The 24,019-nt window shown below is 69.6% G+C and carries 22 protein-coding genes and 2 pseudogenes; 12 read left to right on the top strand and 12 right to left on the bottom strand.

Going from position 1 to position 24,019, the window contains the following annotated elements; genetic code table 11:
• Positions 1-233 precede the first annotated feature (233 nt).
• The 4 genes from OG381_RS45490 (at position 234) to OG381_RS45475 (ending at position 5,049) form a co-directional block, all read left to right on the top strand.
• Complete coding sequence (locus OG381_RS45490) at positions 234-1,463, top strand: NAD(P)/FAD-dependent oxidoreductase (protein WP_327721862.1); 1,230 nt, start codon at positions 234-236, stop codon at positions 1,461-1,463.
• 10 nt (positions 1,464-1,473) lie between these two features.
• The gene (locus OG381_RS45485) at positions 1,474-2,433 is read left to right on the top strand and encodes a sigma-70 family RNA polymerase sigma factor (RefSeq protein ID WP_327721861.1); all 960 of its coding nucleotides are present in this window, start codon (positions 1,474-1,476) and stop codon (positions 2,431-2,433) included.
• A 448-nt stretch (positions 2,434-2,881) separates the two neighbouring features.
• Complete coding sequence (locus tag OG381_RS45480) at positions 2,882-4,318, top strand: carboxylesterase family protein (protein ID WP_327721860.1); 1,437 nt, start codon at positions 2,882-2,884, stop codon at positions 4,316-4,318.
• Positions 4,319-4,374: 56 nt separating this feature from the next.
• On the top strand, positions 4,375-5,049 hold the full coding sequence (locus tag OG381_RS45475; protein WP_327721859.1) for a hypothetical protein: 675 nt from the start codon (positions 4,375-4,377) through the stop codon (positions 5,047-5,049).
• 85 nt (positions 5,050-5,134) lie between these two features.
• Here the strand turns inward: OG381_RS45475 and OG381_RS45470 are convergent, their stop codons facing one another.
• The 3 genes from OG381_RS45470 to OG381_RS45460 form a co-directional block, all read right to left on the bottom strand.
• Positions 5,135-6,019, bottom strand: coding sequence for a LysR family transcriptional regulator (locus OG381_RS45470; RefSeq protein ID WP_327721858.1), 885 nt, complete (start codon positions 6,017-6,019; stop codon positions 5,135-5,137).
• 166 nt (positions 6,020-6,185) lie between these two features.
• Positions 6,186-6,884: a Clp protease N-terminal domain-containing protein gene (locus OG381_RS45465; protein ID WP_327721857.1), complete on the bottom strand. Its 699-nt coding sequence runs from the start codon at positions 6,882-6,884 to the stop codon at positions 6,186-6,188.
• 73 nt (positions 6,885-6,957) lie between these two features.
• Entirely contained in the window at positions 6,958-8,358 is a 1,401-nt protein-coding gene (locus tag OG381_RS45460; protein WP_327721856.1) for an erythromycin esterase family protein, read from the bottom strand.
• A 406-nt stretch (positions 8,359-8,764) separates the two neighbouring features.
• Between OG381_RS45460 and OG381_RS45455 the strand changes: the two are divergent.
• Together OG381_RS45455 and OG381_RS45450 are read left to right on the top strand one after the other, a co-directional pair.
• Positions 8,765-9,871: pseudogene (locus tag OG381_RS45455) on the top strand (M20/M25/M40 family metallo-hydrolase).
• 156 nt (positions 9,872-10,027) lie between these two features.
• Positions 10,028-10,726 (top strand): DUF6585 family protein, encoded by a 699-nt coding sequence (locus tag OG381_RS45450; RefSeq protein ID WP_327721855.1) that lies wholly within the window; start codon positions 10,028-10,030, stop codon positions 10,724-10,726.
• A 546-nt stretch (positions 10,727-11,272) separates the two neighbouring features.
• Here the strand turns inward: OG381_RS45450 and ppk2 are convergent.
• Both ppk2 and OG381_RS45440 read right to left on the bottom strand, forming a co-directional pair.
• Positions 11,273-12,283 carry a polyphosphate kinase 2 gene (ppk2, locus tag OG381_RS45445; RefSeq protein WP_327721854.1) on the bottom strand — a complete coding sequence of 337 codons (1,011 nt, stop codon included), beginning with the start codon at positions 12,281-12,283 and terminating at the stop codon, positions 11,273-11,275.
• Positions 12,284-12,389: 106 nt separating this feature from the next.
• Positions 12,390-12,632, bottom strand: coding sequence for a DUF6411 family protein (locus OG381_RS45440; protein ID WP_327721853.1), 243 nt, complete (start codon positions 12,630-12,632; stop codon positions 12,390-12,392).
• Between the two features lie 474 nt (positions 12,633-13,106).
• Between OG381_RS45440 and OG381_RS45435 the strand changes: the two genes are divergently transcribed.
• Positions 13,107-13,277, top strand: coding sequence for a hydrophobic protein (locus tag OG381_RS45435; protein WP_327721852.1), 171 nt, complete (start codon positions 13,107-13,109; stop codon positions 13,275-13,277).
• 120 nt (positions 13,278-13,397) lie between these two features.
• Here OG381_RS45435 and OG381_RS45430 read toward each other — a convergent pair whose 3' ends face one another.
• The 4 genes from OG381_RS45430 to OG381_RS45415 form a co-directional block, all read right to left on the bottom strand.
• A complete protein-coding gene (locus OG381_RS45430) occupies positions 13,398-13,778 on the bottom strand; it encodes a YrdB family protein (protein WP_327721851.1) in 381 nt (126 codons plus the stop codon).
• Positions 13,779-14,035: 257 nt separating this feature from the next.
• On the bottom strand, positions 14,036-14,806 hold the full coding sequence (locus OG381_RS45425) for a DJ-1/PfpI family protein (RefSeq protein WP_327721850.1): 771 nt from the start codon (positions 14,804-14,806) through the stop codon (positions 14,036-14,038).
• Positions 14,803-15,828, bottom strand: a complete 1,026-nt coding sequence (locus OG381_RS45420; RefSeq protein ID WP_327721849.1) for a GlxA family transcriptional regulator — start codon at positions 15,826-15,828, stop codon at positions 14,803-14,805. Before OG381_RS45420 ends, OG381_RS45425 begins: the two co-directional genes overlap by 4 nt.
• Positions 15,825-15,986: a hypothetical protein gene (locus tag OG381_RS45415; RefSeq protein WP_327721848.1), complete on the bottom strand. Its 162-nt coding sequence runs from the start codon at positions 15,984-15,986 to the stop codon at positions 15,825-15,827. The genes OG381_RS45420 and OG381_RS45415 overlap by 4 nt, the downstream gene beginning before the upstream one ends.
• Before the next feature lie 461 nt (positions 15,987-16,447).
• On the opposite strand from OG381_RS45415, the gene OG381_RS45410 reads away from it, so the two are divergent.
• Positions 16,448-16,720, top strand: coding sequence for a hypothetical protein (locus OG381_RS45410; protein WP_327721847.1), 273 nt, complete (start codon positions 16,448-16,450; stop codon positions 16,718-16,720).
• Between the two features lie 216 nt (positions 16,721-16,936).
• Here OG381_RS45410 and OG381_RS45405 read toward each other — a convergent pair whose 3' ends face one another.
• Entirely contained in the window at positions 16,937-17,233 is a 297-nt protein-coding gene (locus OG381_RS45405) for a hypothetical protein (RefSeq protein ID WP_327721846.1), read from the bottom strand.
• Between the two features lie 257 nt (positions 17,234-17,490).
• Here OG381_RS45405 and OG381_RS45400 point away from each other — a divergent pair.
• Positions 17,491-18,204: pseudogene (locus OG381_RS45400) on the top strand (NPP1 family protein); the annotation flags it as partial.
• Positions 18,205-18,281: 77 nt separating this feature from the next.
• On the opposite strand, the gene OG381_RS45395 reads toward OG381_RS45400, so the two are convergent.
• Entirely contained in the window at positions 18,282-19,148 is an 867-nt protein-coding gene (locus tag OG381_RS45395) for a helix-turn-helix transcriptional regulator (RefSeq protein WP_327721845.1), read from the bottom strand.
• A gap of 114 nt (positions 19,149-19,262) precedes the next feature.
• Between OG381_RS45395 and OG381_RS45390 the strand changes: the two genes are divergently transcribed.
• The 3 genes from OG381_RS45390 to OG381_RS45380 all read left to right on the top strand — a co-directional run bounded on the left by OG381_RS45390 (position 19,263) and on the right by OG381_RS45380 (position 23,010).
• On the top strand, positions 19,263-19,961 hold the full coding sequence (locus tag OG381_RS45390) for an SDR family NAD(P)-dependent oxidoreductase (protein WP_327721844.1): 699 nt from the start codon (positions 19,263-19,265) through the stop codon (positions 19,959-19,961).
• A 287-nt stretch (positions 19,962-20,248) separates the two neighbouring features.
• The gene (locus tag OG381_RS45385; RefSeq protein WP_327721843.1) at positions 20,249-21,427 is read left to right on the top strand and encodes a cytochrome P450 family protein; all 1,179 of its coding nucleotides are present in this window, start codon (positions 20,249-20,251) and stop codon (positions 21,425-21,427) included.
• 266 nt (positions 21,428-21,693) lie between these two features.
• On the top strand, positions 21,694-23,010 hold the full coding sequence (locus tag OG381_RS45380) for a hypothetical protein (RefSeq protein ID WP_327722729.1): 1,317 nt from the start codon (positions 21,694-21,696) through the stop codon (positions 23,008-23,010).
• A 135-nt stretch (positions 23,011-23,145) separates the two neighbouring features.
• Here OG381_RS45380 and OG381_RS45375 read toward each other — a convergent pair whose 3' ends face one another.
• Complete coding sequence (locus OG381_RS45375) at positions 23,146-24,000, bottom strand: PaaX family transcriptional regulator (protein ID WP_327722728.1); 855 nt, start codon at positions 23,998-24,000, stop codon at positions 23,146-23,148.
• Positions 24,001-24,019 lie beyond the last annotated feature (19 nt).

Raw genomic sequence — 24,019 nt, 5'->3', positions numbered from 1 at the left:
CGTCCTCCTAGCCGGCCTCGCAACGGGCCGGCGTCGGTACGCCGCTCCATGCAGCGGCCAGGCCGCCATCGTAGATAGGGACGTCGCCCCCGCCCGTCAACTTGAGAACAACGACACCAAACCGGGCCGTGAAGCCCTTCCGTTCTGTGACCCATGCCACATGCAGTTCTTGTCAGGAATCAGGGCGCTGTTCCGCTCAAGTCACCGAGAGCGCGAACAGACAGGAGCGACACATGAAGCACCGCATCGTCGTCCTCGGTGCCGGCTATGCCGGGGCCTACGTGGCCGGGACCCTGGCCCGCCGACTGTCCCCGCAGGACACCGAGATCACCGTGGTCAACGCCGAGCCGGACTTCGTCCAGCGGCTGCGGCTGCACCAGCTCGCGGCCGGCCGGGCGATCGAGGCCCCACAGCTCACCGACGTGCTCGCGGGCACGGGGATCCGGCTGCGCCTGGCCCGTGTCACCGCCGTCGACCCCGAGCGCCGGGTCGTCGCCGTGGCCGACTCCGACGGCGGCGGCGAGCTCGGCTACGACACGCTTCTCTACGCGCTCGGCAGCCACGTCGCCACCCACGGCGTCCCCGGCGTGGCCGAACACGCCTTCGACGTCACCGGCCGGCCCTCCGCGCTGCGCCTGCGCGAGCGCCTGGACAGTCTGGAAAGGCGGGACGAAGGCGGGAGTGTGCTCGTCGTCGGCGACGGGTTGACCGGCATCGAGACCGCCACCGAGATCGCCGAATCCCGGCCCAGCCTGTCGGTGACGCTCATCGCCCGCGGAGAGCTGGGCCCTCAGCTCTCCGCCGGAGCACGCTGCCACCTGCGTCAGGCCTGCGACCGGCTGGGTATCACCGTTCTGGAGCACGCCGAGGCCCAATCCGTGCAAGCGGCGCGGGTGTTGTGCGCAGACGGCACCGCCCTGGCATCCGATGCAACCGTGTGGACGGCCGGGTTCGCCGTCAGCTCCATCGCCGCCGCCGGCGGGCTGGAGGTCACCGGGGCCGGCCGGATCGTCGTCGATCGCACCATGCGGTCGGTCTCGCACCCGAACGTCTATGCCGCCGGCGACAGCGCCTACGCCATCGGCGACAACGGCCGACCCCTGCCGATGTCCTGCGCCTCGGCCGGCTGCACCGGGATGCAGGCCACGGCCGCGATCGTGGGACGCCTGACCGGCCGCAAGATCCCGCACACCAAGCTGCAGTACCTGGGCAACCACATCAGCCTCGGGCGGCGGGACGCGATACTGCAGATGGTCGACGACGAAGCCCAAGCCAAGCCGAACTATGTGGGCGGCCGGAAGGCCGCGCGCATCAAAGCGGGCATTCTCCAGATGTCGCTGTGGACCACCTCGCACCCGACCTTCGGCCTGCCCAAGCGCAAACACCACCTGGCCGCCGTACCGGAAGCGTCAGCCGGGAAAGCGATCGCGTATCCCGAAAAAGACGGTCGCGTGGCCGCCTAGGGTGGTCCGCGTGGACAGCACCGCCACTGATCGCTTCGACACCAACCGGTTCGAGGCCAGCCGGAACCGGCTTGCCTCGCTGGCGTACCGGCTGCTGGGCTCCGCCACCGACGCCGAAGACGCCGTACAGGACGCGTTCCTGCACTGGCAGGCCGCCGACCGGCAGCAGATCAAGGTGCCGGAGGCATGGCTGACCAAGGTCGTCACCAACCTGTGCCTCGACCGGCTCCGCTCGGCACAGACCCGCCGCGAACGCGCCGCCGGCGCATGGCTGCCCGAACCGCTCCTCGACGGCGACCCGATGCTCGGCCCGGCCGACACATTCGAGCAGCGCGAATCGGTCTCCCTGGCCATGCTGACCCTCATGGAGCGCCTGTCACCCCTCGAGCGGGCCGTCTACCTCCTGCGCGAAGCGTTCTCCTACAGCCACACCGAGATCGCCGAGATCCTCGACATCACCGAGTCCGCAAGCCAGCAGCACCTCCACCGGGCCCGGCACCGCGTCACCGCCGCACGCCGCCGCCGCGGTGAAGTCGACCCGGCATCCGCCCGCGGCATCGTCGAAGAATTCCTCGCCGCTGCCACCTCGGGCCGTATCGAACGGCTGGTGGCACTACTCACCGACGACGCGATCGCGATCACCGACTCCAACGGCGCCGGCCTGGCCAAGACGCTGCTGCAGTACGACACTCCGGAGCGCATCGCCGCCATCGCACGAGCCGGTTTCAAGCCCACACCCGCGAAACGACGACTCGCCGGTGGCACGCCCGCCGTCCACTACGCGCTCCTCAACGGCGCCCCCGCCATCCTCTTCCTGCTCGGCGACCAGGTCATAGGCACCGTGACGTTCGACGTCACCGACGGCAAGATCGCAACGGTGCGCGGCATCGCCGCCCCCACCCGCCTCGCCCGCCTCACCGAAGCCTGGCGACAGCACGGACCGGACACCCCTCTCATCACCCAGTGGTGACCCGCCGCCCGCGGCCAGGCGCCGTACCCGCGGTTCATAGGTGGTCACTGACCCGCCTATACAGGAGGGTGCGGGTGCCGTAGGAAGACGCCGTGCGTGCAGATGGCGCGCGGGACGCGGGGGATGAGCACTGACGGGTCGTCGCCGGGGTTCCGAGCCCTACCCACGTGTCCGCGTCAGCCGCGTTGTCGGCGGGCACGCAGAGCGGTCCAGTGGCGCAGGCTCCTCCGGGCCCGCCGATGGCAGATCCCAGGCCACCCGGATCTTCCCTCAGCTGCCTGGGCCACGAGTGGAGGACAGGCATTGAAGTGTCACCTGCTGACCAGCAGGTGACCGCTGCCCGCCAGGCGTTTTGCCGGATCCCGGGAAACGATGGGAGACGTCACCGCGAGCGACCAGCCGCTGACTCACCGCGCGAAGCATCCGAATTGCGCTGGAAGGACATGCCATGACCGCCTCCGCTCCCAAGGCCCCGACCGCACCCGGAGTGCGGTCCTGGTGGGGGATCCCGTACGCCACCGCCGAGCGGTACCGCCGCCCCGTGGTCGCGGACTTCGACCCCAGCCTCCCCTACGACCGCAAGGGCGTCGTCTCCATCCAACCCGACACCGGCGACTGGCTCGAAGCGGACAGCGGGATGGGCGAGGACTGCCTGAACCTGAACGTGTGGGCCCCCAAGCAGCCGGCTGGCAAGACGCTCCCCGTGACCGTGTACATCCACGGCGGCGGATTCGAGTACGGCGCGAACACACAGATCACCTCGAACGCCTCCGGTCTCGCCGCGACGGGGCGCGTGGTGGGCGTGTCCATCAACTACCGGCTCGGCGCCCTGGGCCCGCTCTCGCTCTCGCAGTACGGCGGGAAGCTCGCCGAGGCCAGCAACCTCTTCCTCCAGGACATCATCGCCGCGCTCACCTGGATCCAGCGGAACATCGCCCACTTCGGCGGCGACCCCGACAACGTCACCGTCTACGGCCACAGCGGCGGCGCCTACTCCTCCCTCGGGCTGCTCGGCGCCTCCTCCGCCGACGGCCTGTACCGGCGGCTGGCCGGGTTCTCCGGCGGCCCCGCTCGCAGCGTCCCGGCCTGGTGGGCCGAGGAACTCGCGCACCTGTTCGTCACCGAACTCGGTGTCGCGGACAACCCGGAGAAGCTGCTCGACCTCGACCCGCTCACCCTGCGGGACGCCCTGCGCAAGGTCATCCCGACGGACCTCGGAGTCCGCGGCGGGGTGGACAACAAGGCCACCGGAGTCGTCCTGGACATCGGGCAGCCCGGCGCGGTGGTGCACGCCCACCCCATGGACGTCCTCTCCTCGGGCGAGCACCGCGACGTCGACATTCTGCTGAGCATGGCAAGTGACGACATGGGCTGGTGGGTGGCGAACGACCTCGACCGCTTCGACCCGGGCACCGTCGAACGCGTCGTCGACGAGGTCGCGGGGTGGCGTATCTCCCGCTCTCGCGCGCAGAGGATCGTCGCCTTCTACGATGCGGGCGCCCGTACCCCGGCCGAGGTCCGCGCCGCGGTCATGGCGGACTACCTCTTCGCGATCCCCGCCGCCCGCGGCGCCCTGGCCCACGCCGCCGCCGGCGGCAACGCCCATCTCCTGTTGATCGGGCCCGCCGCGGGCGCACCCGCCGTGCACGGCACCGAGATGTACGCCCTGGTCGGCCAGGAAAAGCCGGGCCGCAGCGCGGAGCAGGCCGAGCGTGACGCCCGTATCCGCGACATCGTGCTCGACTTCGCCACCGGCGAGCACGCCCGCCTGTGGCCCGCCGTCACGGACCGGCCCACTGCGGAAACCGTCGGCAACTCTCCCGTCGAGGGCACCGCCCACTACCAGCAGGTCCTCGACCTGTGGGAAGGCATCGACCGCCCCTGACGGGCGGCGGGCGATGCGGAAGAGCGCAGGGGGACAACACGCAGTAGGTACTCGGTATGAGCCAATCGACAGCAGCCGGCGGTACCGCACCGGCGACGATGCGGGCCGTCGTCGTCAGCCGGCCCGGCGGCCTGGACGCACTTCAGATCAAGGACGTCCCGGTGCCCGTACGCAAGCCCGGCTGGGGTGCGGATCAGGGTGAAGGCGTTCCACCGCCTGGTACCGGGCCCTGCGCACCTGTGAGAAACACGGCGCCGCGCGGTACACCCGGGTCCTGGCAAAGACCGCCGACTGCGGCATGCCCGGCCTCACCCGAGGCGCCGCCGTCCTCTGGTCGCACTCGTCCCGGTCATGCGGGGCAACGCCCTGCCAGACCCGGCGACTTCGCGCACCTGGACTCGGGCCCGTACCGGCCCTGGCTCGACCCGCTGCTCCTGGCCGCCTCAGGCGCCGCCGAGCTGGCCCGCCGGGCGCTGACCGACGTCCCCCGCCCACCGCACGACCTCCTCCAGGAGGCACTGTGGTGCGTCCTCGCCCGGGCCGCCGCGTCCGTGGGGCACCTGCCGGTCCTGCGCCGCGACCGCGACGAACTGGCCGCCGCCGAAGCGGAGTCCGTCGCCGAAAGCGGCCTGATCTCCTTCGGCCCGGTCACTCGGCACCCGCAGGCCGCCGACGCGGCCCTGGCCACGCACGCCCCCTCCTCTGTGGCTGCGGCCCGACGACGCGCGTGAGAAGCGGCAACCGGCTGTTGAAAACCGGGGGCCGAGTGTTGTCGGCGCAGGTTATCCCGCTGTGCTGGTCGCTGCGCAGAACGGCTCAGGCCACGGCGTCGCGCAGCAGATCCCGCAGTTTCAGTGCCGCCGGTAGCGGAACGGCAGGCAGCGCCACATGGACGGTCCGGCGCAGGGCCGGGTCGGTGAGGCTGCGCAGGACGAGTTCGTCGGGGACCGCCCGGGCGGCCAGCGAGGGGACCAGCGCCACCCCCAGCCCGGCGGCCACGTAGCCGAACTTTCCGGACCACTCCGCGATCCGGATGATCTTCCTGGGGGTGAAGGCCGCCCTGGCGAAGGCGTCGGCGAGCATCGTGGGGCGGTCACCGTAGGTGTTCTGGAGCCAGGCTTCATCGCGTAGTTCACGCAGGTCGATCGTCCCGGCTCCGGCCAGGCGGTGCCCCCGTGGGAGAGCGACGAACAACTCGTCCTCGCACAACGCGGTCGTCGTGACACCGTCGGCCGACGGCAGACCGGACGGGTAGTCGCTGACGATGGCGAGGTCCAGCACCCCGTCCGCGAGGCGCGCCATCAGCGTGTCGGTCGGGCCCTCGACCGCGACGACCTCGACATCCGGCCTGGCGTCCTGGAGTGTCCGCAGAGCGGTGGGCACCAGCGAGATGTTGGCGGTGGCGAACGCGCCGATGTGCAGCAACCCCCCGTGGCCCGCGTGCAGCACGGTCAGTTCCCGCTCCGCCCGCGACAGCCGGTCGAGCACGTCCATCGCGTGCCGGTGCAGGGTACGGCCCGCGGGATTCAGCCGTACGCCGCGAGGGAGCCGTTCCAACAGCGGCCCGCCCGCCTGCTGTTCCAGCGTGGCGATCCGCCGGGACACCGCGGACTGCGTGTAGTTGAGCCGGGCCGCCGCTTTCGTGAACGATCCGGTCTCGGCCACGGTGACGAGCAGCCGCAGCGCGTCGATCTCGAACACGTTCCTCCCTCCTCCAAGGCTGTCCTGTCTCGGACAAGTCTGGGCATCATGCCCCGCTGACCTGCGGTACCCGGACCTCCATGAGACGGGACTCGTCGATGTGTCTCACTCAAGTCCGGGCAAGGCGCCGTTCTCTCGCAGTCCGGGCGTCGGGGTCGCGATGGACTCAGGCGTCCGCAGGTGTGGCGTCGAGGGCGGCTGGACCGAAACCGGCCTCGGCCAGGACGTCGGCGGCGACTCCGCGGCCGACCTGGGCGAGGCCGATCAGCAGGTCGTCGCAGTCGATGCGGTCGGAACCGTTCTGCTCGGATCGTGCCTCCGCGATGGCGATGGCCTTGCGGGAGTAGGGCGTCCAGGCGATGCGCTCGGCAGCTTGGGAGGCGCCCATGCTCAGTCGGTTGCCGACGGACTGGTGGACCGTCTCCGGTGAGACACCGGCGGCCTGCAGGAGCCGGGTGGCGCTGTTGTCCTGCGCGGTCAGTCCCCAGAGCAGGTGCTCGGTGCCGATGTAGTTGTTGCGGTGATGGACTGCCGCCTGCTTGACGTGCGTCATCGCCTGGCGGAGGTCGTCGGTCATCGTCTCGGGGCTGTAGCGCTTGTGCGGTGCGTGGAAGCGTTGCTGGACGGCCTGTCGGGTCACGCCCAGGGCAGCGCCGATGTCGGTCCATGAGGAGCCGTGCATCCGGCAGTGCTCGACGTAGTCCTCGACCAGGTCGTCCGCCAACGCCTGCATCTGACCTGCGAGTTGGGCGGCAACGGTCAACAGGGCGAGCCAGTCGGGCTGTTCTTGGCTGCCGGGGCGGTGCGCGGTGTCGCACCTGCGGTCAACTTCCGCTATGAGATCGTCCAGGTCCGGAAGAGTCATGAGGCAAGTACGCCTTGACAGTTTGGAACTGTCAAGGCGTACTTGCCTCCGCTTGCTGGTGGGCAACGATTGCTTAGCCCTCGCTTGCTTGCGGAGATGGGGCCGTTGACAGCAGATCCGCGGCCGTGACGCGATGGAGGTGTATCAGCACGTCGAAGTGGCGCCCGAGCGAGGTTTGGTAGGGGTCCTCCGGCCAGGCGTTCCCGATGGAGCGGGTCAGCCGCTTCACCATCAGCCAGTCTCGCGCCGACTCGGGCACGGCCCGCAGATCGACGTAGTAGTCCCGGCGCGAGACTCGCTCCAGCACCTCCTCGTTGCTGCCCGCGCCCAGCGGCTCCACGGAGAAGCGACGGTAGGGCTCCTCCGGATCCGTCAGATCCATCGCGTTGAACGAGCCCTGCCCGAAGGTGTAACCGATGTTCACGTACTCGGCCCCGACCGTCTGGCGTATGAACTCCCCCTGGGTCTTCGGATACTGCTCAGGGTTGTCGGACTCGTAGGAGACATGGCCGTTGTGGGCCGACAACAGCATGCGGTGGCCGGTGTGCCGCTGCCACCACACAGTGTTCTCCGCCATGATCTGGTCGCGGTAGAGCATGGCCCGAGCGATCTTCTCCGGGTCGGAGAAGTCGTAGTACGCGTAGAGGGTGCCGGTCTGGGATATGGCCCTGGCGTGCTGGAGGATCCACTCGTACGCCTGCCGGTCCCCGTCCGGCCCCTGCGCCTGAAGCAGCTGGTAGGCGCGCCGCGCATCCGCGGCCGTCCGCTCGCGCTCGGCGATGGGCCTGGCCATGTTCTCGTTGACGGTCTGCTCCACGCTCCCCGTCGGCCGGAGCTCGCGGTAAAGGCGGCCGAACTGCGGCAGCAGCTCCGGGTGGTGCGCGGACACATAGTCCGTGACCGCGTCGAAGAGCTCAGGTCCCGCGTAGCCGTTGTCCTCACCCATGAACTGCACGGGGCGGTGGGGGTGGCGAACGTTGTGGGCGCGCATCCACCTCAGCAGATCGAGATACTCGCGGGTGTTCCATATCCGGTACGAGCTCTGGAACTCCTTCCGCATGAGCTGCTCCGGGTCGCCCTTCCCGTACAACACGTACTCGTTGAGGACCAGGCCGGTGGACCAGGGCGCCTCCAGCGCGAAGGTGGTGAAGCCCTTCTCCTCGACGAGGTACCGGAAGACGCGGTGCTTCATCGTGAAGAACTGCCGAGAGCTGTGCGTGGCCTCACCCAGGCCGACGATCTTCGCCGAGCCGATCATGCGGCCGAGCGGGCGCAGATCGCTGCCGGGGGCGCCGGCCTCCGTGGAACGCAGCGGCTCCGCGACGGACGCCAGTTCGCGCACCGGATCGGTGGTGGTCATCGCGTTCGCGTGCGCCGGCCGGGCGGCGACCGTCAGCGTGCCGACCCCGAGCGTCAGCGCCAGCAGGCACAGCAGTAACGGATGCAATCGAAGTGAACTGTGAAATACAGGCATGGATCAAGGCTGCCGATGGGCGGCAGGTCCCGGGCAGCCTGCCACCTTCAGTTTTCCTCCTGGGGATAACCACAGGTCCGCCGTAGAGCAGATGGCCAGCTCAGCGAGACGGGACAACGACCCACCAAATGCCCGGACATCACAGAGACAGGACAGAGGCCATCTCCTGCGGCCCTCACCGTCTTGCGTCAATGCATTCCTCAGACGCATGGATCCTATGCAATCCAGTCGCTGGTGGAATGCCATGCCTCGCCCTAACGTCGTTCACGCGGCGGTGCTTTGAGGGGGACGAGCGCCGCCGCTCCCCAATGGCCCACGAGATCCGAGGGAGAAGTGTGTTGGCGCGAAAGGGAGTTGAGATGGGGCGGGACCGATGACCCGCGGGGCCGCGCTCGCGTTGCCGGCGATGCTGGCCGATCTGGAGGACCTCGTACTGTGCGAGTCCTTCTCGGCGGATCACGCGGCTGTCGCGCGCAGCGCCGAGGTGGTCGGCGCCCTGGGGGCCAGGCTGTTGGGGGCCGGGCCGGAGGTGATCGTGATCGACGGTGTGACCCATCTGCGGTGGAGCTTCGGCACTCCGCGGGTCCTACTGGTGGGACACCACGACACGGTGTGGTCCATGGGCTCGCTGCAGAACCACCCCTGGTCGGTGGCCCACGGGATCGCCCGCGGCCCCGGCGTCTTGGACATGAAGGCGGGCCTGGTGCAGATGTTCCACGCGCTGGCCTCCCTGCCCTCCCCGGAGGGGGTGTGCGTGGTGGTCAACGGGGACGAGGAAGCCGGCTGACAGCTGATCAAGGAATCCGTGCGGGGGTGCGCGGCCACCTTCGTACTGGAGGCATCCGCGGACGAGGGCGGCGCGCTCAAGACCGCCCGCAAGGGCACTTCGCGGTACGAGGTCGTCGTGCACGGCCGTGCCGCACACGCGGGCTTGGAACCGCACAAGGGGGTCAACGCCGCTGTCGAGGCCGCTCACCAGGTCCTGGCCGTCGCCGACCTCGCAGGCTCAATGGGCGCCGCCGAAGCCCCCTGCCCCGCCCTGGGGGCGCCGACCATCACGCCCACCCTGTTGACGGCCGGCACCACTCTCAACACAGTGCCCGGGCTGGCGAAGGTGTCGGTCGATGTGCGCGTGCCGACCCTGGCGGCGCAGGACCGGATAGACACGCTCATGCGGGGGCTCGTCGCCCGGCTGCCCGGAGCCCGACTCGAGGTACTGGGCGGCAGGAGAAGGCCGCCGATGCAACCGGAGTCCTCCGCCGAACTGTTCACCCTCGCCTCCCGGATCGCCGCGGACCTGGGCCAGGAACCGCTGCGGGGGATCGCCGTCGGCGGCGCCTCGGACGGCAACTTCACCGCGGCGGCGGGCTGTCCGACGCTGGACGGCCTGGGCGCCGTGGGCGGTGGCGCGCACGCGGACACCGAGTACGTCGAGATCTCCCAGATGGTCCCCCGCGCTCATCTGCTCGCTCGACTCATTGACCACGTGACACGTGACCACGTGACCACGTGACCAGCTGAAGCGGCCTTGACGAATGTCGCTCCGAAACGAAACCGAGGCCCCCGTATGAGCGTGCCGGGTTCCCCGTCCCCTGAAGTCGCCCAACTGGCTTCCCGTAGAGGCTTCGGCCGACTCGATCACACCTTCCTGCCGAGGAAGGAGGTCAACGTGCAGGAGAAGTACCGGCGTCTGTTCCTCGCCGCTTCCCTGGCCGGCATCGCCTCGCTGGCGACCGGGGGCATCCTGTTGTGGGTCCACTTCAGCTGGTGGGTGGGGTGGTACCCCCTGTTCTTCTCCGCGCTGAGCACAGGTGCCCTGATCAACAGCCCCAACTTCCGCAAGAAGCTCGGCAGTCAACGCCTGCACCTCTTCGAGAGGGGGCTGATCGTGGACAAGGGCGCCGGGAAGTTGTTCGCGGTTCGCTGGGACCAAGCGGTCCACTACCAGGAAACCGTCCAGGAAGTGATCATCTACAAGCACACGAAGACCCCTCTCAACACCACGCACACCTCCACCCTGGTAGCGCCCAACGGCACCAGAGCGCAGATCTCGTCCCGTTTCGCCGACTTCGGGACCTGGCTGCCCCTGATCTCCGAGGCCATCACCCGCGCCCAGGCCCAGAAGGTGTGGGAGGCGGTCCATGAGGGTCACAAGGTGAGCCATGGCCCGTTCAGCGTGGACGCCGCCGGTATCTCCACCGAACGCGAAGGGGCCCTGCCCTGGTCGGCCGTCGCGACGATCGATGTCGGCGGGGGCTTCGTGGCCGTACGCCGGCACGGACAGCCCAAAGCCTGGGCGCTCGCCAAGGTCGAGACCGTGCCGAACCTCCTCGTCTTCCTGACCGTCACCTCGAACCTCTACGAGTGACGCGCGCGCTCGCGCCGGAACGGCTGGGCGAAGACCGCCGTAACTCTCCGATCGGCGGTCGGCAGAGCTGAGGTTGCGGGACATCTCGCGGCCCAAGTCCGCCGCCACGCCGCTGAGCAGGGGTACATGTTCGCCGGGCCTCCCTGCACGTCATCGCAGCGGACCTCGTACAGGCGGTAGTTGCCGGCGAACCGGTAGGGCAGAGCGACCAACTGGGCCAGCCCTCCTGGCTCTGGGCCGTCTCACGGTGATATCCACCGCTTCACCGCCGCACCCTGTCCCACGGACCATCCAACAGTCGGCACGTGCACTCCTTTGGGGAGGGCCCGGGGCCGGACCGACCTGGTGCCAGACCCAGGCATCGGGTTCAAAAGCCTCCTTGCTGCACCAAGCCATGCCGACAGCACGCCCACCCCTGTAGCAGGCGCTCTGCGCCGATGGCGTACGTCCCGGCGCTGACCCGCAGGCTGCGGAGCACTTCGGGGACCAGCACCCACACGGCGACCTCGGCACGGCATCACCACTAGCGAAGCCCAACGCCATGGATCAGCGCTGCTCGTCGTCCGCCCTGGCCGGGTGGTTGCCGGGGCCGTTGCCGGACCCGGTCAGGGGGGTCGGGGAGAGGTCGGTGGGTTCCTCACCGGCCTCCAGCAACGTGTTGGCGGCGCCCACGATCAGTGGGTCGGGCTTGCCCACGGCTGCGTGATCCTTGGTGGGATAGTCGCAACGGTCGAGGAGGCTGCGCATCGCTTCGAGCCTGCCGCGGCGTTTGTCATTGTTCTTCACCACGGTCCACGGGGCGTTTGCGGTGTCTGTCGCCCGGAACATGTCGACCTTGGCCGCGGTGTACTCGTCCCACAGGTCGAGCGAGGCGAGATCCGTGGGGGAGAGCTTCCAGCGGCGTACGGGGTCGACCGTGCGGATCGCGAAACGGGTCCGCTGCTCGGCCTGGGACACCGAGAACCAGAACTTCACCAACAGGATGCCGTCCCTGGTCAGCATGTTCTCGAACAACGGAGCCTGCTCCAGGAAGGTGCGGTACTCCGCCTCGGTGCAAAAGTCCATCACCCGCTCGACGCCGGCCCGGTTGTACCAGGAGCGGTCGAAGAAGACGATCTCACCGCGGGACGGCAGGTGTGCCACATAGCGCTGGAAGTACCACTGACCCGCTTCCCGCTCGGTCGGCTTCTCCAGCGCCACGACGCGGGCGCCTCGGGGGTTGAGCCGCTCGGTGAACCGCTGGATCGTGCCGCCTTTACCGGCCGCGTCACGGCCCTCACAGAGCACGACCACCCGCTGACCGGTCTCCTTCACCCAGCGCTGCATCTTCAGCAGCTCGACCTGCAGAACGCGCTTGGTCCTCTCGTACTCGGACCGCTTCACCTTCCGGTCGTACGGGTAGTTCTCCAGCCACGTGTCCACCGCGCTTCCGTCCGCGTCCAGGAGGATCGGTTTCTCCGGCCGGCTTTCGTCCACACGGAGGCCGTCGAGCAGGTCCGCCTCGACCGAGGCCCCGTCGTCCTCGTCCGGCCGGGCCTCGTCGTCGTGCTCCGACATCACCAATCTCCTGATCATTCTGATACGCCGACGCGGACGATGCCCGTACGAGACAGGGGCCCTCCCCGCCTCTGACCCGGTACCGCCGCCAAGGACGGCACCCCTCTCAGAACGGGAGTCGGCCTCGCGCCCGTCGGCCGGCGGAGCCGCTGCGACCGACCGCGCGGGAGCTGGAGCTGAAGGGTTTGCTCAGCAGCCGCCCCAGGCCCCCGGGCGCCTTGGATCCGGCTCGCGAGCCAGCCCCGAGACCACGCTGGGCACCGTTCTGCGGATGCCGGGAAAGACGCGGCAGGAGGAAGGCCAGCACGGCCAGGAGGACACATGCGGCGATGACAACGGCGATGACCATCAAAGACTCCCGGGTTCGCTGGAACGCGTTCGCTTTTCTGCGCTTCTGCTGGACCGCGTGCCCCGTCTACCCGCAATCACGCTGGATTCGAGCGACCCCATCCGGTACCTCGATCAGCTCACGCTCACGCCCCCACGCCATTGCGGCCATCGTCCCGGCCGCTACAAGGTCACGTGGCGAACACCGCTGAATTCGACAACAGTGCCCTTGGCGGGACGTCCACGCTGCCACCACCTTCCGGCGGCCAGGCTGCGCCGATCGAGTGGGCCGCAGCAGACCCAGTACCCGAGGGCTCGTCGATCGTGTCATCTCCCTCCGTGCCGACAGTCACTCTGCGATCAGCCCGATCCCTGGGTGAGGCGGACGCCGTGGAGAAACTGAGTTCAGTGCCCGCATGAGCAGTGGAGAAACCAGGGAAATCGACCGTGTGTTCTCGCGTTCGCCGGGCACGAGGAGCGACGGAGGTTGATAACTATGGTTCCCCTGCTTGTCGTTCTTCTCCTGGCTCTGCTTCTCTTCGGTGCGGGCTTCGCGCTGAAGGCACTGTGGTGGATCGCGGTCATCGTGCTGGCCGTCTGGTTGCTGGGCTTTGTCATGCGCTCCGCGGACACGGGCGGCCGCAAGGGCCGCTGGTATCGCTGGTAACCGCGCAATCAGCAGCATGCCTGTGGGCTCCGGAGACATCCGGAGCCCACAGGCATGTCAAGAACGGCGAAACAAGATGAGTGCGTCGGACACCGCCGGCCCGAGACGGCCGGGGCGGAATCAATGCCTGAGCAGCCACAGGACCCGGTCCCACGACAACAGGTGATACACGATCAGCACGCCGGCGAGCGTGACGGCGAGGACGTGGGATCCCGCCGCGTACAACGCCGCCGCACCACCGAAGAACACCGCCAGCTCCAGCAGGAACCGCGCCGGACCAGGTGTCGCAATCACCGTCTTCCCCGACCGTGACGCATCGTCCGGGGTTGCCAAGGCCCCCCACAGCACAGCCACGAGCAGGGGAACGGCAACCACGCAGACATACCGAAGGGGAGGAGGCACAGTGGCCCATGCCCAGAGCCCGAAGCAGACCAGGGCCATCAGTTCCAACACGAATCTGATGCCGAGAGCCCATGGGCGAAAGCCAAACCCGGACGACATACGCGCGGTTCCTTCCGTCGCTGTTCTTCCGTGATCACGGGACGCCGCACGAGAGGCTCAAGTATCAGACCAGACAACGGACTTGCTCGTCCAGGCGACGGGGCGCAGAGGCACGTCGGAGTATCGCTCCGCTGTCCCCCGGTCGCCGCCGGCCTGTCTGGAACCCTGGGCTCGGGTACGGCATGCGACGCTGCCGCTACCGCGCACGCGAATGGCCCACATCCAGCAAGGATCCCCTCCCCTCCCCTCCCCTCCCCCTAGACCTGAGACGCGGCGAGCAACTGCAGCGCCCGTTCCTTGAGTTGGGGACTGGCCTCTGCTGCGTTGCCGGAGTCGAAGGGGGGTTGGGGGTCGTATTCGACGGCGAGTTGGATGGCCTTCGCTGTGTCGTCGTCTGTGATCACGGACGCGAGGTACAGAGCCATGTCCACTCCCGCCGACACCCCGGCTGCGGTAATGATCTTTCCGGAGCGTACGTAGCGCTGCGGCAGGTAGGTGACGTCGAACGTGGACTGGAGGTAGTTGGCAGAGGCCCAGTAGGTCGTCGCCTCCCGGCCGTCCAGCAGTCCGGCCGCTGCGAGCACGATGCTGCCCGTGCACACGGAGGTCGTCCACTGGGTGTGGCGGTGCATCTCGCGGATCCAGCGCAGGAGCGCCTGGTTGTTCATCGCCCCGATGGTGCCGCGGTTGCCCGCGCCTGGCACCAGGAGAACGTCGAGACGGTCGACCTCGGCGATGGAGTGCTCGGCGACCACGGCCACGTCTCCCGTGTCCGTGCGGACGGTCCCGCGTTTCTCGGCGATCATGGTCACGGTAGCGTCCGGCAGCCGGGACAGGACCTCGGCTGGGCCGGTGGGGTCCAGCAGGCTGTAGCCGTCGTACAGCAGGATGCCGATGTTCGGGCCCGTGCCGCCGCGGGGTGGGGCCGCGTACGCCACTTCGGTCTGGACAGCGGTAGCCGTGGCCGCGAGCGCGGCGGTGGCCACGGTCCCGCGCAGGACGTTTCTGCGTGTCGTCGAATGGCTCATGGGCCAGGATTCTTCTGGCTCGGTGCGACACGTGGGGGTGGCATGTCCGGCATCCTGCGAAGCCTGTCCCCCGTGACCCCGTAGTGGTCGAGCAACGCCTGCCGCAGCGTCTCCGCCGACCCGAACCCGCAGCGACGGGCGATCGCTGCCATGGACAGTGCGCTGGAGCGAACGAGGTGCGCCGCCGCTTCGGTTCGTGCCGCGCGTACGGCCCGCGCGGGAGTGGTACCGAGGTGCGCGGTGAACAGGCGGGTCAGGTGCCGGGGGCTGATGCCCGCCCGGGCTGCCAGGGTCGCGGGGCTGAGGTCTTCGGCCAGGTGGCCGACGATATGGCCCATCAGGTCTTTCACCAGGCGGTCTTCCGGCGGTGGTGCGGCCAGGAACATGGAGATCTGGGCCTGGTCGGCGGGTCGGTGCAGGTGAGTGACGAGTTCGCGGGCGACGGTCCGGGCGAGTGTCGGACCGTGGTCGTCCTCGATCAGGGCCAGTGTCAGGTCGAGGGCGCTGGTGACCCCGGCCGAGGTGTAGATGTTGCCGTCGCGGATGTAGAGGGGTGCGGCGTCCACGGCCACGGTGGGGTGACGATCGGCGAGACGGTCTGCCCATCCCCAGTGGGTTGTCACCCGTCTGTGGTTGAGCAGTCCTGCGGCGGCCAGTAGGTAGGCGCCGGTGCAGACGGAGGTCACACGTCGGCTGTGTGCGGCCAGCCGACGTACCTGGCCCAGTAACCGCTCGTCGGCCGCCGCGTCCTCGCAGCCGATGCCGCCGACGACCATGAGCGTGTCCAGCCGTCCTACGACCGCCTCCAGGCTCTGCCCGGCCGCCAGCAGGATCCCCGCCGAGCTGCGGGCAGCCCGGCGGCCGAGGGTGCCCAGTTCGATGGCGTAGGGCGGCTGTGCACCGTACCGGTTCGCGATGTCCAAGGCGCCGGCGGGGCAGGCGATGTCGAGGATCTGCGCGTCGTCGTAGGCGACGATGAGAACGCGCCGCTGGTGCCTGTGCTCGTTCTTGCCCTGATTCAAGCGGACACCCGTGCGACCGGTCCGGCGGCGCCGCCTATGGCGTTCGACGCCGTGAAGACCAGGGCGAGCAACAGCAAAAGGCCACAGAGAGCGGGCGGCGGCACGAATCTGCGCAGCGCCATGCCCGCATCTGGGGCGGGCTTGTGGGGTTCTTCCATGACCGGCCTCCTGACGCGCGTCGGACGGCCCGGAGCGCGGGCGTTCCCGTGGTCTCCTTCGAGCCGTACCAGTTACAGGAGTCGGGGGCAGTGCGGAGTGGGTTCCCGCACGTTTCCGTGACGTGTGCCACGCATCGACCGTCGGCCGTGCGCGGGGCCAGAATGCGGACGGCGCGCTCGCCACTGTGTGCGTCCCGGCCGTGCTGGCACCGGTAGTTGTCGAGGACGAGGCTGTCCCCCTCAGCAAGCTGCACCGCACCTGGCGCGAGGCGGTTGGCACCGGTCCTGCAGGGCGCGATCTTCGCCAGGGTCCGCCGTCGGCCACGGGGGCGCCACCGCCACCCGGCGCCTGACCGGAACGTGGCCCGGCTGACGCGCACAAGGAGGTGTCAGGACCGCACCGCGCGGATACCGGTCCTGTGACCTCGCTGCCCGTACCAGCACGAAGGACCCTGCCAACCATGTCGGATCAGCATGCGGCCACCACACTCACAGCCGCAGCCCTCATCACCATGATCCTTTTCGCCCGGGCCGCACTCCTCCACAGCGGCGACCGACGGCACCCTGCCCGCAGCGGCCACCCGCCACGACAGCGCCCCACACCCCGCGCCGAGCAGCCCGCACCACCCGCAGCGGCACCTCCGGAGCCCGCCGCGCGCGCCGTGCGCGAGGCTGAACACCACGTTCACCGTTGCTGGCAGCAACTCGACGCGAACATCGACCCGCCCACATGACACCCGCATCGCCGCGGCCGCCAGGCTTCACCAGCATGCCCTGCCGGTGATCTGCCCGGTCAACCACCTGGTCGACGGCAAGACCATCGTCTGCCGCGCCCACAGCGGACCGGCGCTGCCGGCCACACCTGCGTCGGAGAGGTCACTTCACCAGCGCGCCGACCAGCCCTGGTCGGGGGCCCCGACACGCGGTCAGGGTCGTGGTCGGGGCTGCGGTCAGGGCGTGTCGCCGGAGTAGTAGAAGCGGCACATCACACCCGGGCCGGATGTGCGGGGTTCATTGGGGTCCGGGTCGTACAGGGCGCGTCCGCCGGGCCATCGCGACAGCTCGGTGGGCAGGGCGGCGCCGTCGTCGACTTCCTCCGGCCGCCATCCTGTGATGTCCAGCAACAGTCCGTCCAGCGGCCCGCCTATGAGCGCGGCGTAGGTCTGCCCCGGGCGCGGCCCGGGGTCGGGGTCGTCATGGTCGTGGGCGTAGACCCGACCGCGCAGCAACTGCTCGTCTCCATTCATCTGACCAGCCTTGCAGCCACCACCGACAGTGAAGGGTTGACCAGGCAGTTGTCGTGTGAGCTTGGTGCAGCTGCCTGACCGTCCGTTACCCGGCGCAGAGCGACGTCGCCTTCAGGACGGAGCTCCCGGCCGACATATGCGGCCTCCCGGAACGAGCGGGCCGGGAGGCTGGAGTTCGCGTCCCGTCAGTCGGTGAGCAGAAGCCGGTTGATGGTGGACGGGAGACGCCACTCACCGTCTGCGCGTCGGTCTGCGTGATGTGTGCTGGGGTGACTGCCCACGTGATCAGCGGATCCCGCAGGTCGCTGGCTGCTGCCCAGGCAGTCGGCGTCGCCGCGCTGACCGTCGGCGTGACCGGCAGCGCCAACGCCGCCCTGTTGAAGCCCTTCGGCTACATGGGCGACGGCGCCGCGAAGCAGGAGATGTTCCAGCCGCTCTTCGACTACGACGCGGACGGCTGCTACCCCGCGGCCGCCGTCGACGCGAGCGGCAGACTCAACGGCGGCCTCCACAACAGCGGGTCGCTCGGCGGCGGATGCAAGAGCAACCACCTCGGCCAGGCCAACACCTACTCGCGGTCCAAGTGCGACAAGGGCTCCGGCTGGTGCGGCATCGTCTACACCCTGTACTTCGAGAAGGACCAGGCCGTCGCCGGCGCCGTCGACAAGTTCGGGCACCGGCACGACTTCGAGGCCACCGTGGTCTGGTACCACGGCAATGACCAGTGGCCCAGCTACGTGTCCGTCTCCGCCCACGGCAACTACACCACCAAGCGGTTCAACGACGTGGAGCGGGAGGGCAAGCGCTTCAAGGCCGTCTACCACAAGGACGGAAGCCTCCCGCGCGGCCCCTTCGGAACACACTCCTTCCGCTTCGCCAAGGCGGGAGAGCGGGCGGAGGCGTGGGGCAACGGGAGCTGGGACCGTCCGGCCCTGGTCCCCTACGACACCCTGTGGAGCAACAACCGGACGGCCTGGAACGCGCTGGAGGGCTCCGGCTGGGACCACGCCAACTTCCTTGCGGCCGGTCGATCAACACGCAAGCCGGATCAGTTGCCTGTAGTGGCCGGCGGGCCGGCGACGGCGGTGAGCCGGAGCTTGGTTTCGTCCTCGCTGCCGGGTACGGCGGTCATGATGACGATCTTGAGCTCGGAGTCTCCGTCGGTCAGGACGTCGCAGTCGACCGTGACCGGGCCCACCAACGGGTGGTCGATCGTCTTGTGGTCCTCACGGTGCGCGGCCACCTGTCCGGTCGTCCACAGCTGAGCGAACCTCTTGTTGCCCGCGTTCAGGTCGCGGATCAGCGAGGCCAGGCGGCGGTCCTGGGGGAAGCGCCCGGTGGCTCGGCGCAGGTCGGAAACGACGGCGGCGTCGGTGGCGTCGCGGTCCGCCTCGGTCACCGGCCACAGCGCGAGGTGGGCCGGGCCGGCGTTCACCGGGAACCTGTCGCGGGCGAAGTTGCGCAGGCGCGGCGGCGAGGCGGAGGGGTCGCCCAGCAGGGCGGCCCACCCACGGTTCCACCACACCAGTTGCCAGTCCGCCGCGAACACGGCAACCGCCACGTCCCCGAGGCGGGCCAGCACCCGCTGCACGCCGGGCGGAAGATGGTCAGAGATCGTGCCGTCCACCGGCGGTACGAGCTGGGCCAGCCGGTACAGGTGGTCCCGCTCGGCGGCGGACAGCTGCAGGGCGCGCGCCAGGGACGCCACCACCGACGCGGAGGGTGTCGTGGCCCGCCCCTGTTCCAGGCGCACGACGTAGTCGACCGATACCCCGGCCAGGTCAGCCAGTTCTTCGCGCCGCAGCCCGGCCGCCCGGCGCCCGCGGGCCGCCGGCAGCCCGGCGGCCGATGGGGGCAGCCTGTCCCGCCACGTGCGGATCATCGCGCCCAGTCCGCTTCCGGGTGTCGTCGACATGATCCCCATCCTCCGGCATCCCCGATCGTGTGTGCAGGCGCGAGGGTGGTACTGGTCTTCCTACCGTCGAAGCGTCCCTGGCCCGCCTCCGTCGTCGGGGCCAGGATCGAACGCATGACGATCACCTTCATCACCGGAGCCAACAAGGGTCTCGGCCGCGAGACCGCCCGCCGCCTGATCGAGAGTGGGCACACCGTCCTCGTGGGAGCCCGCGACCGCGAGCAGGGCGAGGAGGCCGCCGCCGCGCTCGGCGCACGCTACGTCCCCATCGACGTGACCGACGACGCGTCCGTGGCCGCAGCGGCGGCGAACGTCGCCGAACACGAGGGCAGGATCGACGTCCTGATCAACAACGCCGGCGTGCACGGCCCCGTCGGCGATCCCAGCGACCTCACCGCCGCCGACGCCCGCACCGTCCTCGACGTCAACGTCATCGGCGTCGTCCGCACCACCACCGCGTTCCTGCCGCTGCTGCGCCGCTCGGACGACCCTGTGATCGTCAACGTCAGCAGCGGCATGGGCTCCCTCGCCCTCACCCACGACCCCGGCCGACCCGAGTCGCGCGTGATCGCCCCGCTGTACACCTCCTCGAAGGCGGCCCTGACGATGTTGACCACGCAGTACGCCAAGGGCCTCAAGGGCATCCGCGTCAACGCCGCCGACCCCGGCTACACCGCGACCGACCTCAACGGTCACAGCGGCCCCCAAACCGTCACCGAGGGCACGGACGCGATCGTCGCCCTTGCCACCGAGGAGCCCGGCGCCGGCACCGGACGCTTCGTCTCCCGCCATGGCGAGATCGCCTGGTCCTGAGACCGGCCGTGCCGATCAGACCCTCCAGCAGGGCCTCGTAGACATCGGCGCCAGGCCGCCACTGCCTATCTTTGTGCCCTGGAGCCACCGCGAATGCTGCAACGAGTTCGTGGGTTCCCCGTCACCTGAGATCGTCCTGCCGTCGGCGAAGGCCGTCTCCCGCAAGGACCTCCGCGCGGACACGAAGCGGCTCCCGCTCCTCCTGGCAACCGACCAACCGACGCCCGCGGGCCCTGTGTTGGGCGTGTCGGATGACTGCCAACCGGAGCGGGCTGCAGCCTGAAAGCATGACCGACCCGAGCCAAGACCCCCGCTTCCTCCAGGACCCCTACCCCACCTACGCGGCCATGCGGTCCAGTTGCCCCGTGCAGCCCCTGCCCACCGGGTCCGGTGGTCACCTCAGCTACGTGGTCACCGGCTACGCGGAAGCCCGGGAAGCCCTCGGCGACGATCGGCTCTCGAAGGACACGGCCGCGTTCTTCGCGGGCAAGGAGTCACGGCGTCGGCTGCACCCGGCGGTGGCACACACCATGCTGGCCACCGATCCGCCCCGGCACACCCGGCTGCGGAAGCTGGTGACCAAGGCGTTCACGAACGGAGCCGTCGCGCAGCTGCGTCCGTTCATCGCCCGCGTCACCGACGAGTTGCTGGATCAGTGGCCCGTCGGCGAACGGTTCGACTTCGTGGCCGGCCTGGCGGTGCCGCTGCCGGTCATCGTGATCTGCGAACTGCTCGGAGTGCCTGCGGGAGACCGGCCCGACGTCCGGCGCTGGTCCGGGGAACTGTTCGCGGCAGGCAGGCCCGACGCCATCGACGCGGCCTCGCATTGCCTGGCCGACTACATGACGACCCTCATCGCCGCCAAACGCCTCAACCCCGGCGACTCACTCCTCGACGGACTCATCTCGGCTCGCGACGGAGACGACCGTCTCAGCGAAGAGGAACTGGTCTCCCTGGCGGTGCTGCTGCTCGTGGCCGGGCACGAGACCACCACCAACTTCCTCGGCAACGCCACCCTCGCGCTGCTCCAGCGCCCCGCCGAGCTGGATCGCCTCCGGAAGAATCCGGACGACGTCCCGGCCGTGCTCGACGAGTTGCTTCGATTCGACTCCCCCGTCAGTACCACCACCTTCCGGTTCACCACCGAAGCCGTCACGCTCGGCGGTACCGACATCCCGGCCGGCGCCCCGGTACTGATCGCCCTCGGAGCCGCCAACCGCGACCCGGCCCGCTTCGCGTCACCGGACCTGCTCGACCTGGACCGGGACGCCACCGCCCACCTCGGCTTCGGCCACGGCATCCACCGCTGCGTCGGCGCTCCCCTGGCCAAGGCCGAGGCGGAGATCGCCCTGCGCGCGGTACTGAGCCGGTTTCCCGGAATCCGGCTCGCTGGACCAGCCGACCGGTTGGAGTGGCGCCATACGCGTCTTGTCCGCGGGCTCGTATCGCTTCCCGTCCTGGTGTAGCCGTCCAGCCCAGCGCGAATGCGTGACGTCGCCGACTCGTCACCGGACTTCCTGAACTCCCTGTACAGCGGCGGCACTTCCGGCCATCGCGTCCGAAGCTGTTCACTCTCCATGCGTACGGGGGCCACCCGCAGTTGGTGGGGGCGGCCCAGCCTTCACGTCGACATCGTGACGACGGAAGGCTCCCAGTGCAGGACTATGTTTTCCCCCGTGGGCGCAGGGCGGTTGCCATGGCGAGCGGGGCGCTTACGCTCGCGGTCGTGAGCATGGGAAGCCAGGCACAGGCGGCGAGTTACGGCACCCCGAGCATCGCCCTGTCGGCGGGCTACCTGTCGGGCGCGGTGGCGGCGACCGGGGACCCGACGGTGAACGTGACGGTCGGACAGAGCGGGGCCGACGCCGGGGCGCTCGCCGTCACGGTGACCGCCAGCACCAAGACGTCCGTGGCGACCACCGGCGACGTCACGGTCACCGGCACGGGCGCCACCCGTCGCCTGGCCGTCGCCGCACGCGGCCGGGGCTACACCGACCTCACCGTCAAGGTCACGGGAGTCGACGGGCAGGCCGCCACCAAGACGCTGCACTACGCCGCTTCCGCCGGCGTCCAACAGGGCGTGGACAGCCGGTACTTCACCGGGTCGAGCGACGCCTCGGCGGCCGTCGACGTGGGCGGCGGCTACGTCGTCGTGGCGGACGACGAGTCCAACGTCCTGCGCCTGTACGACCGTTCGTCGTCCGGTGCGCCCCTCAAGACCTGGGACTTCAGCTCGCGGATCGGTGTCAGCAAGGAGATCGACATCGAGGGCGCGGCCCGCGCGGGCGACACCATCTACTGGACGGGCTCCCTGGGCAACAACAAGGACGGCGAGTACAAGCCGGCCCGCAACACCCTCTTCACCACGAGGGTGTCGGGGTCCGGAGCGACCACCGCCCTGTCGTACGGCGGCTCGTACAAGAAGCTCCGCGACGACCTGGTCGCCTGGGACGAGGCGCACGGCGACCGCTGCGGCTTCGCGGCAGGCACCGCGGACGGCAAGGCCCCCAAGGAGATCGACGGTTTCAACGTGGAGGGGCTGGAGTTCGCGCCGGGCTCGACGACGACGGCGTACGTCGGCTTCCGCGCACCGCTCGCCCCGGCCGTATCCGGCGGCAAGGCGCTGCTGGTGCCGGTGACGAACATCGACAAGGTGGTGGGCAGCGGCGCGACGGCCGTCTTCGGCACCCCGATCGAACTGGACCTCGGCGGCCTCGCGATCCGCGACGTGCGCAAGAACGCCGCGAACCAGTACCTGATCGTCGCCGGTTCCTGGGCCGCCGACGACAACACCGACCCGTACGCGCTCTACTCCTGGGACGGCAACCCCGCCCACGCCCCGGCCAAGGCCCGCGACCTCCCGACCTCCGACCCCGGCGGCTGGGAGGCCGTCATCGACGTCCCCGACCTCACCACCCCCGGCGCCCGGGCCCAACTCCTCACCGACAACGGCTCCGCCGACCTGTACGGCGACGGCACGGAGGCCAAGGACCTGACGCACCCGGAGTGGAAGAAGTCGCGGGGGACCTGGTTCACGGTGACGGGCTGAGCCGACCCGGGCGTCCTGGCTCACCGATCGCCAACGCTCAGGAACCTTCCGCCTGACCGCCACCAGCCTCGACACCGCCGTCCGCAACGAGGTCGGCTGAACGGCATGGCCGCCCGACGCCGTGCACGTTCGCGGTCACGGCGTCAGCCGGCTGCGGAGATGTGTCGTCTCCAGAGTCGCTCGGGCTGCCTTCAGCGCCGGGTGGGTCTGTTGCGCGACGCGGTGGAAGGTTTCCTGGGCGGGGCGGGCCGGCCAGGCGGGGGGAAGGTGGCGGGCCGGGAGTCTCGGGTCCGTGCGGATGGTGCGAAGCCAGTCGCTCACCAGGCGGAGGCGGGTGCCGATCGGGTCGTCGTCGTTGCCGTTGACCAGGTAGGCGCTCCAGCGCTTGTCGAAGGCGACATAGCGGGCGGCGATGGATTCCAGGTCCCAGGTGTCGCGGATCATCTGCTCGATGTCGGTCACCTCGGCGGCCTGGGCGTGGAAGATCTTGACGTGGGCAGTGAGACCGAGGTCGGTGACCACCGAGGAGACGTCGACGTGGCCGGGGGCGATCCACAGGCCGCTGTACAGGGCGCCGAATCCGGACCAGGTGAGGCGTGAGCGCAGGTCGTGGCGCTGGCGTTTCCAGGAGTCGGGCAGGGAGAAGCCGAGCAGGGTCCAGGAGCCGTCCCAGTCGTCGTTGACGGCGCCCTGCTTCCAGATGCGGGCGCGGCCGTCGATCAGGACGCGGCCGGCCTGCGGGGTCAGGCCGAAGAACATCTTGCGGCCCTCGCGCTGACGCTGGAGCAGGCCGCGGTTGACCATGCGGGTGAGGGTGGAGCGCACGGCCTGTTCGCCCACGCCCACGCGGCCCAGGACGTCGATGATGCTGCCCGAGTAGACGCCCAGGTCCCCCTCCTCCAGGACGTGGTTGCCGAAGAACGTGAGCATGAGCGACTGCGGGCGCGGCTGCGGTCCCTCCGCGGTGTCCAGGATGTCGTCGTCCTCCAGGGGGGCAAGGGTACGACCG

The sequence above is a fragment of the Streptomyces sp. NBC_00490 genome (genome assembly GCF_036013645.1).
GTDB lineage: Bacteria > Actinomycetota > Actinomycetes > Streptomycetales > Streptomycetaceae > Streptomyces > Streptomyces canus_F.
Note: the sequence above shows the minus strand (reverse complement) of the source record. Positions and strands in the feature narration are given on the sequence as shown.

Excerpts from the sequence above, each read along its gene's own strand:
- OG381_RS45490 (WP_327721862.1), top strand. The coding sequence starts at position 234 with ATGAAGCACCGCATCGTCGTCCTCGGTGCCGGCTATGCCGGGGCCTAC.
- OG381_RS45480 (WP_327721860.1), top strand. The coding sequence starts at position 2,882 with ATGACCGCCTCCGCTCCCAAGGCCCCGACCGCACCCGGAGTGCGGTCC.
- OG381_RS45475 (WP_327721859.1), top strand. The coding sequence starts at position 4,375 with ATGAGCCAATCGACAGCAGCCGGCGGTACCGCACCGGCGACGATGCGG.
- OG381_RS45465 (WP_327721857.1), bottom strand. The coding sequence starts at position 6,884 with ATGACTCTTCCGGACCTGGACGATCTCATAGCGGAAGTTGACCGCAGG.
- OG381_RS45460 (WP_327721856.1), bottom strand. The coding sequence starts at position 8,358 with ATGCCTGTATTTCACAGTTCACTTCGATTGCATCCGTTACTGCTGTGC.
- ppk2 (WP_327721854.1), bottom strand. The coding sequence starts at position 12,283 with ATGTCGGAGCACGACGACGAGGCCCGGCCGGACGAGGACGACGGGGCC.
- OG381_RS45440 (WP_327721853.1), bottom strand. The coding sequence starts at position 12,632 with ATGGTCATCGCCGTTGTCATCGCCGCATGTGTCCTCCTGGCCGTGCTG.
- OG381_RS45435 (WP_327721852.1), top strand. The coding sequence starts at position 13,107 with ATGGTTCCCCTGCTTGTCGTTCTTCTCCTGGCTCTGCTTCTCTTCGGT.
- OG381_RS45430 (WP_327721851.1), bottom strand. The coding sequence starts at position 13,778 with ATGTCGTCCGGGTTTGGCTTTCGCCCATGGGCTCTCGGCATCAGATTC.
- OG381_RS45425 (WP_327721850.1), bottom strand. The coding sequence starts at position 14,806 with ATGAGCCATTCGACGACACGCAGAAACGTCCTGCGCGGGACCGTGGCC.
- OG381_RS45415 (WP_327721848.1), bottom strand. The coding sequence starts at position 15,986 with ATGGAAGAACCCCACAAGCCCGCCCCAGATGCGGGCATGGCGCTGCGC.
- OG381_RS45410 (WP_327721847.1), top strand. The coding sequence starts at position 16,448 with ATGTCGGATCAGCATGCGGCCACCACACTCACAGCCGCAGCCCTCATC.
- OG381_RS45405 (WP_327721846.1), bottom strand. The coding sequence starts at position 17,233 with ATGAATGGAGACGAGCAGTTGCTGCGCGGTCGGGTCTACGCCCACGAC.
- OG381_RS45395 (WP_327721845.1), bottom strand. The coding sequence starts at position 19,148 with ATGTCGACGACACCCGGAAGCGGACTGGGCGCGATGATCCGCACGTGG.
- OG381_RS45390 (WP_327721844.1), top strand. The coding sequence starts at position 19,263 with ATGACGATCACCTTCATCACCGGAGCCAACAAGGGTCTCGGCCGCGAG.
- OG381_RS45385 (WP_327721843.1), top strand. The coding sequence starts at position 20,249 with ATGACCGACCCGAGCCAAGACCCCCGCTTCCTCCAGGACCCCTACCCC.
- OG381_RS45380 (WP_327722729.1), top strand. The coding sequence starts at position 21,694 with ATGGGAAGCCAGGCACAGGCGGCGAGTTACGGCACCCCGAGCATCGCC.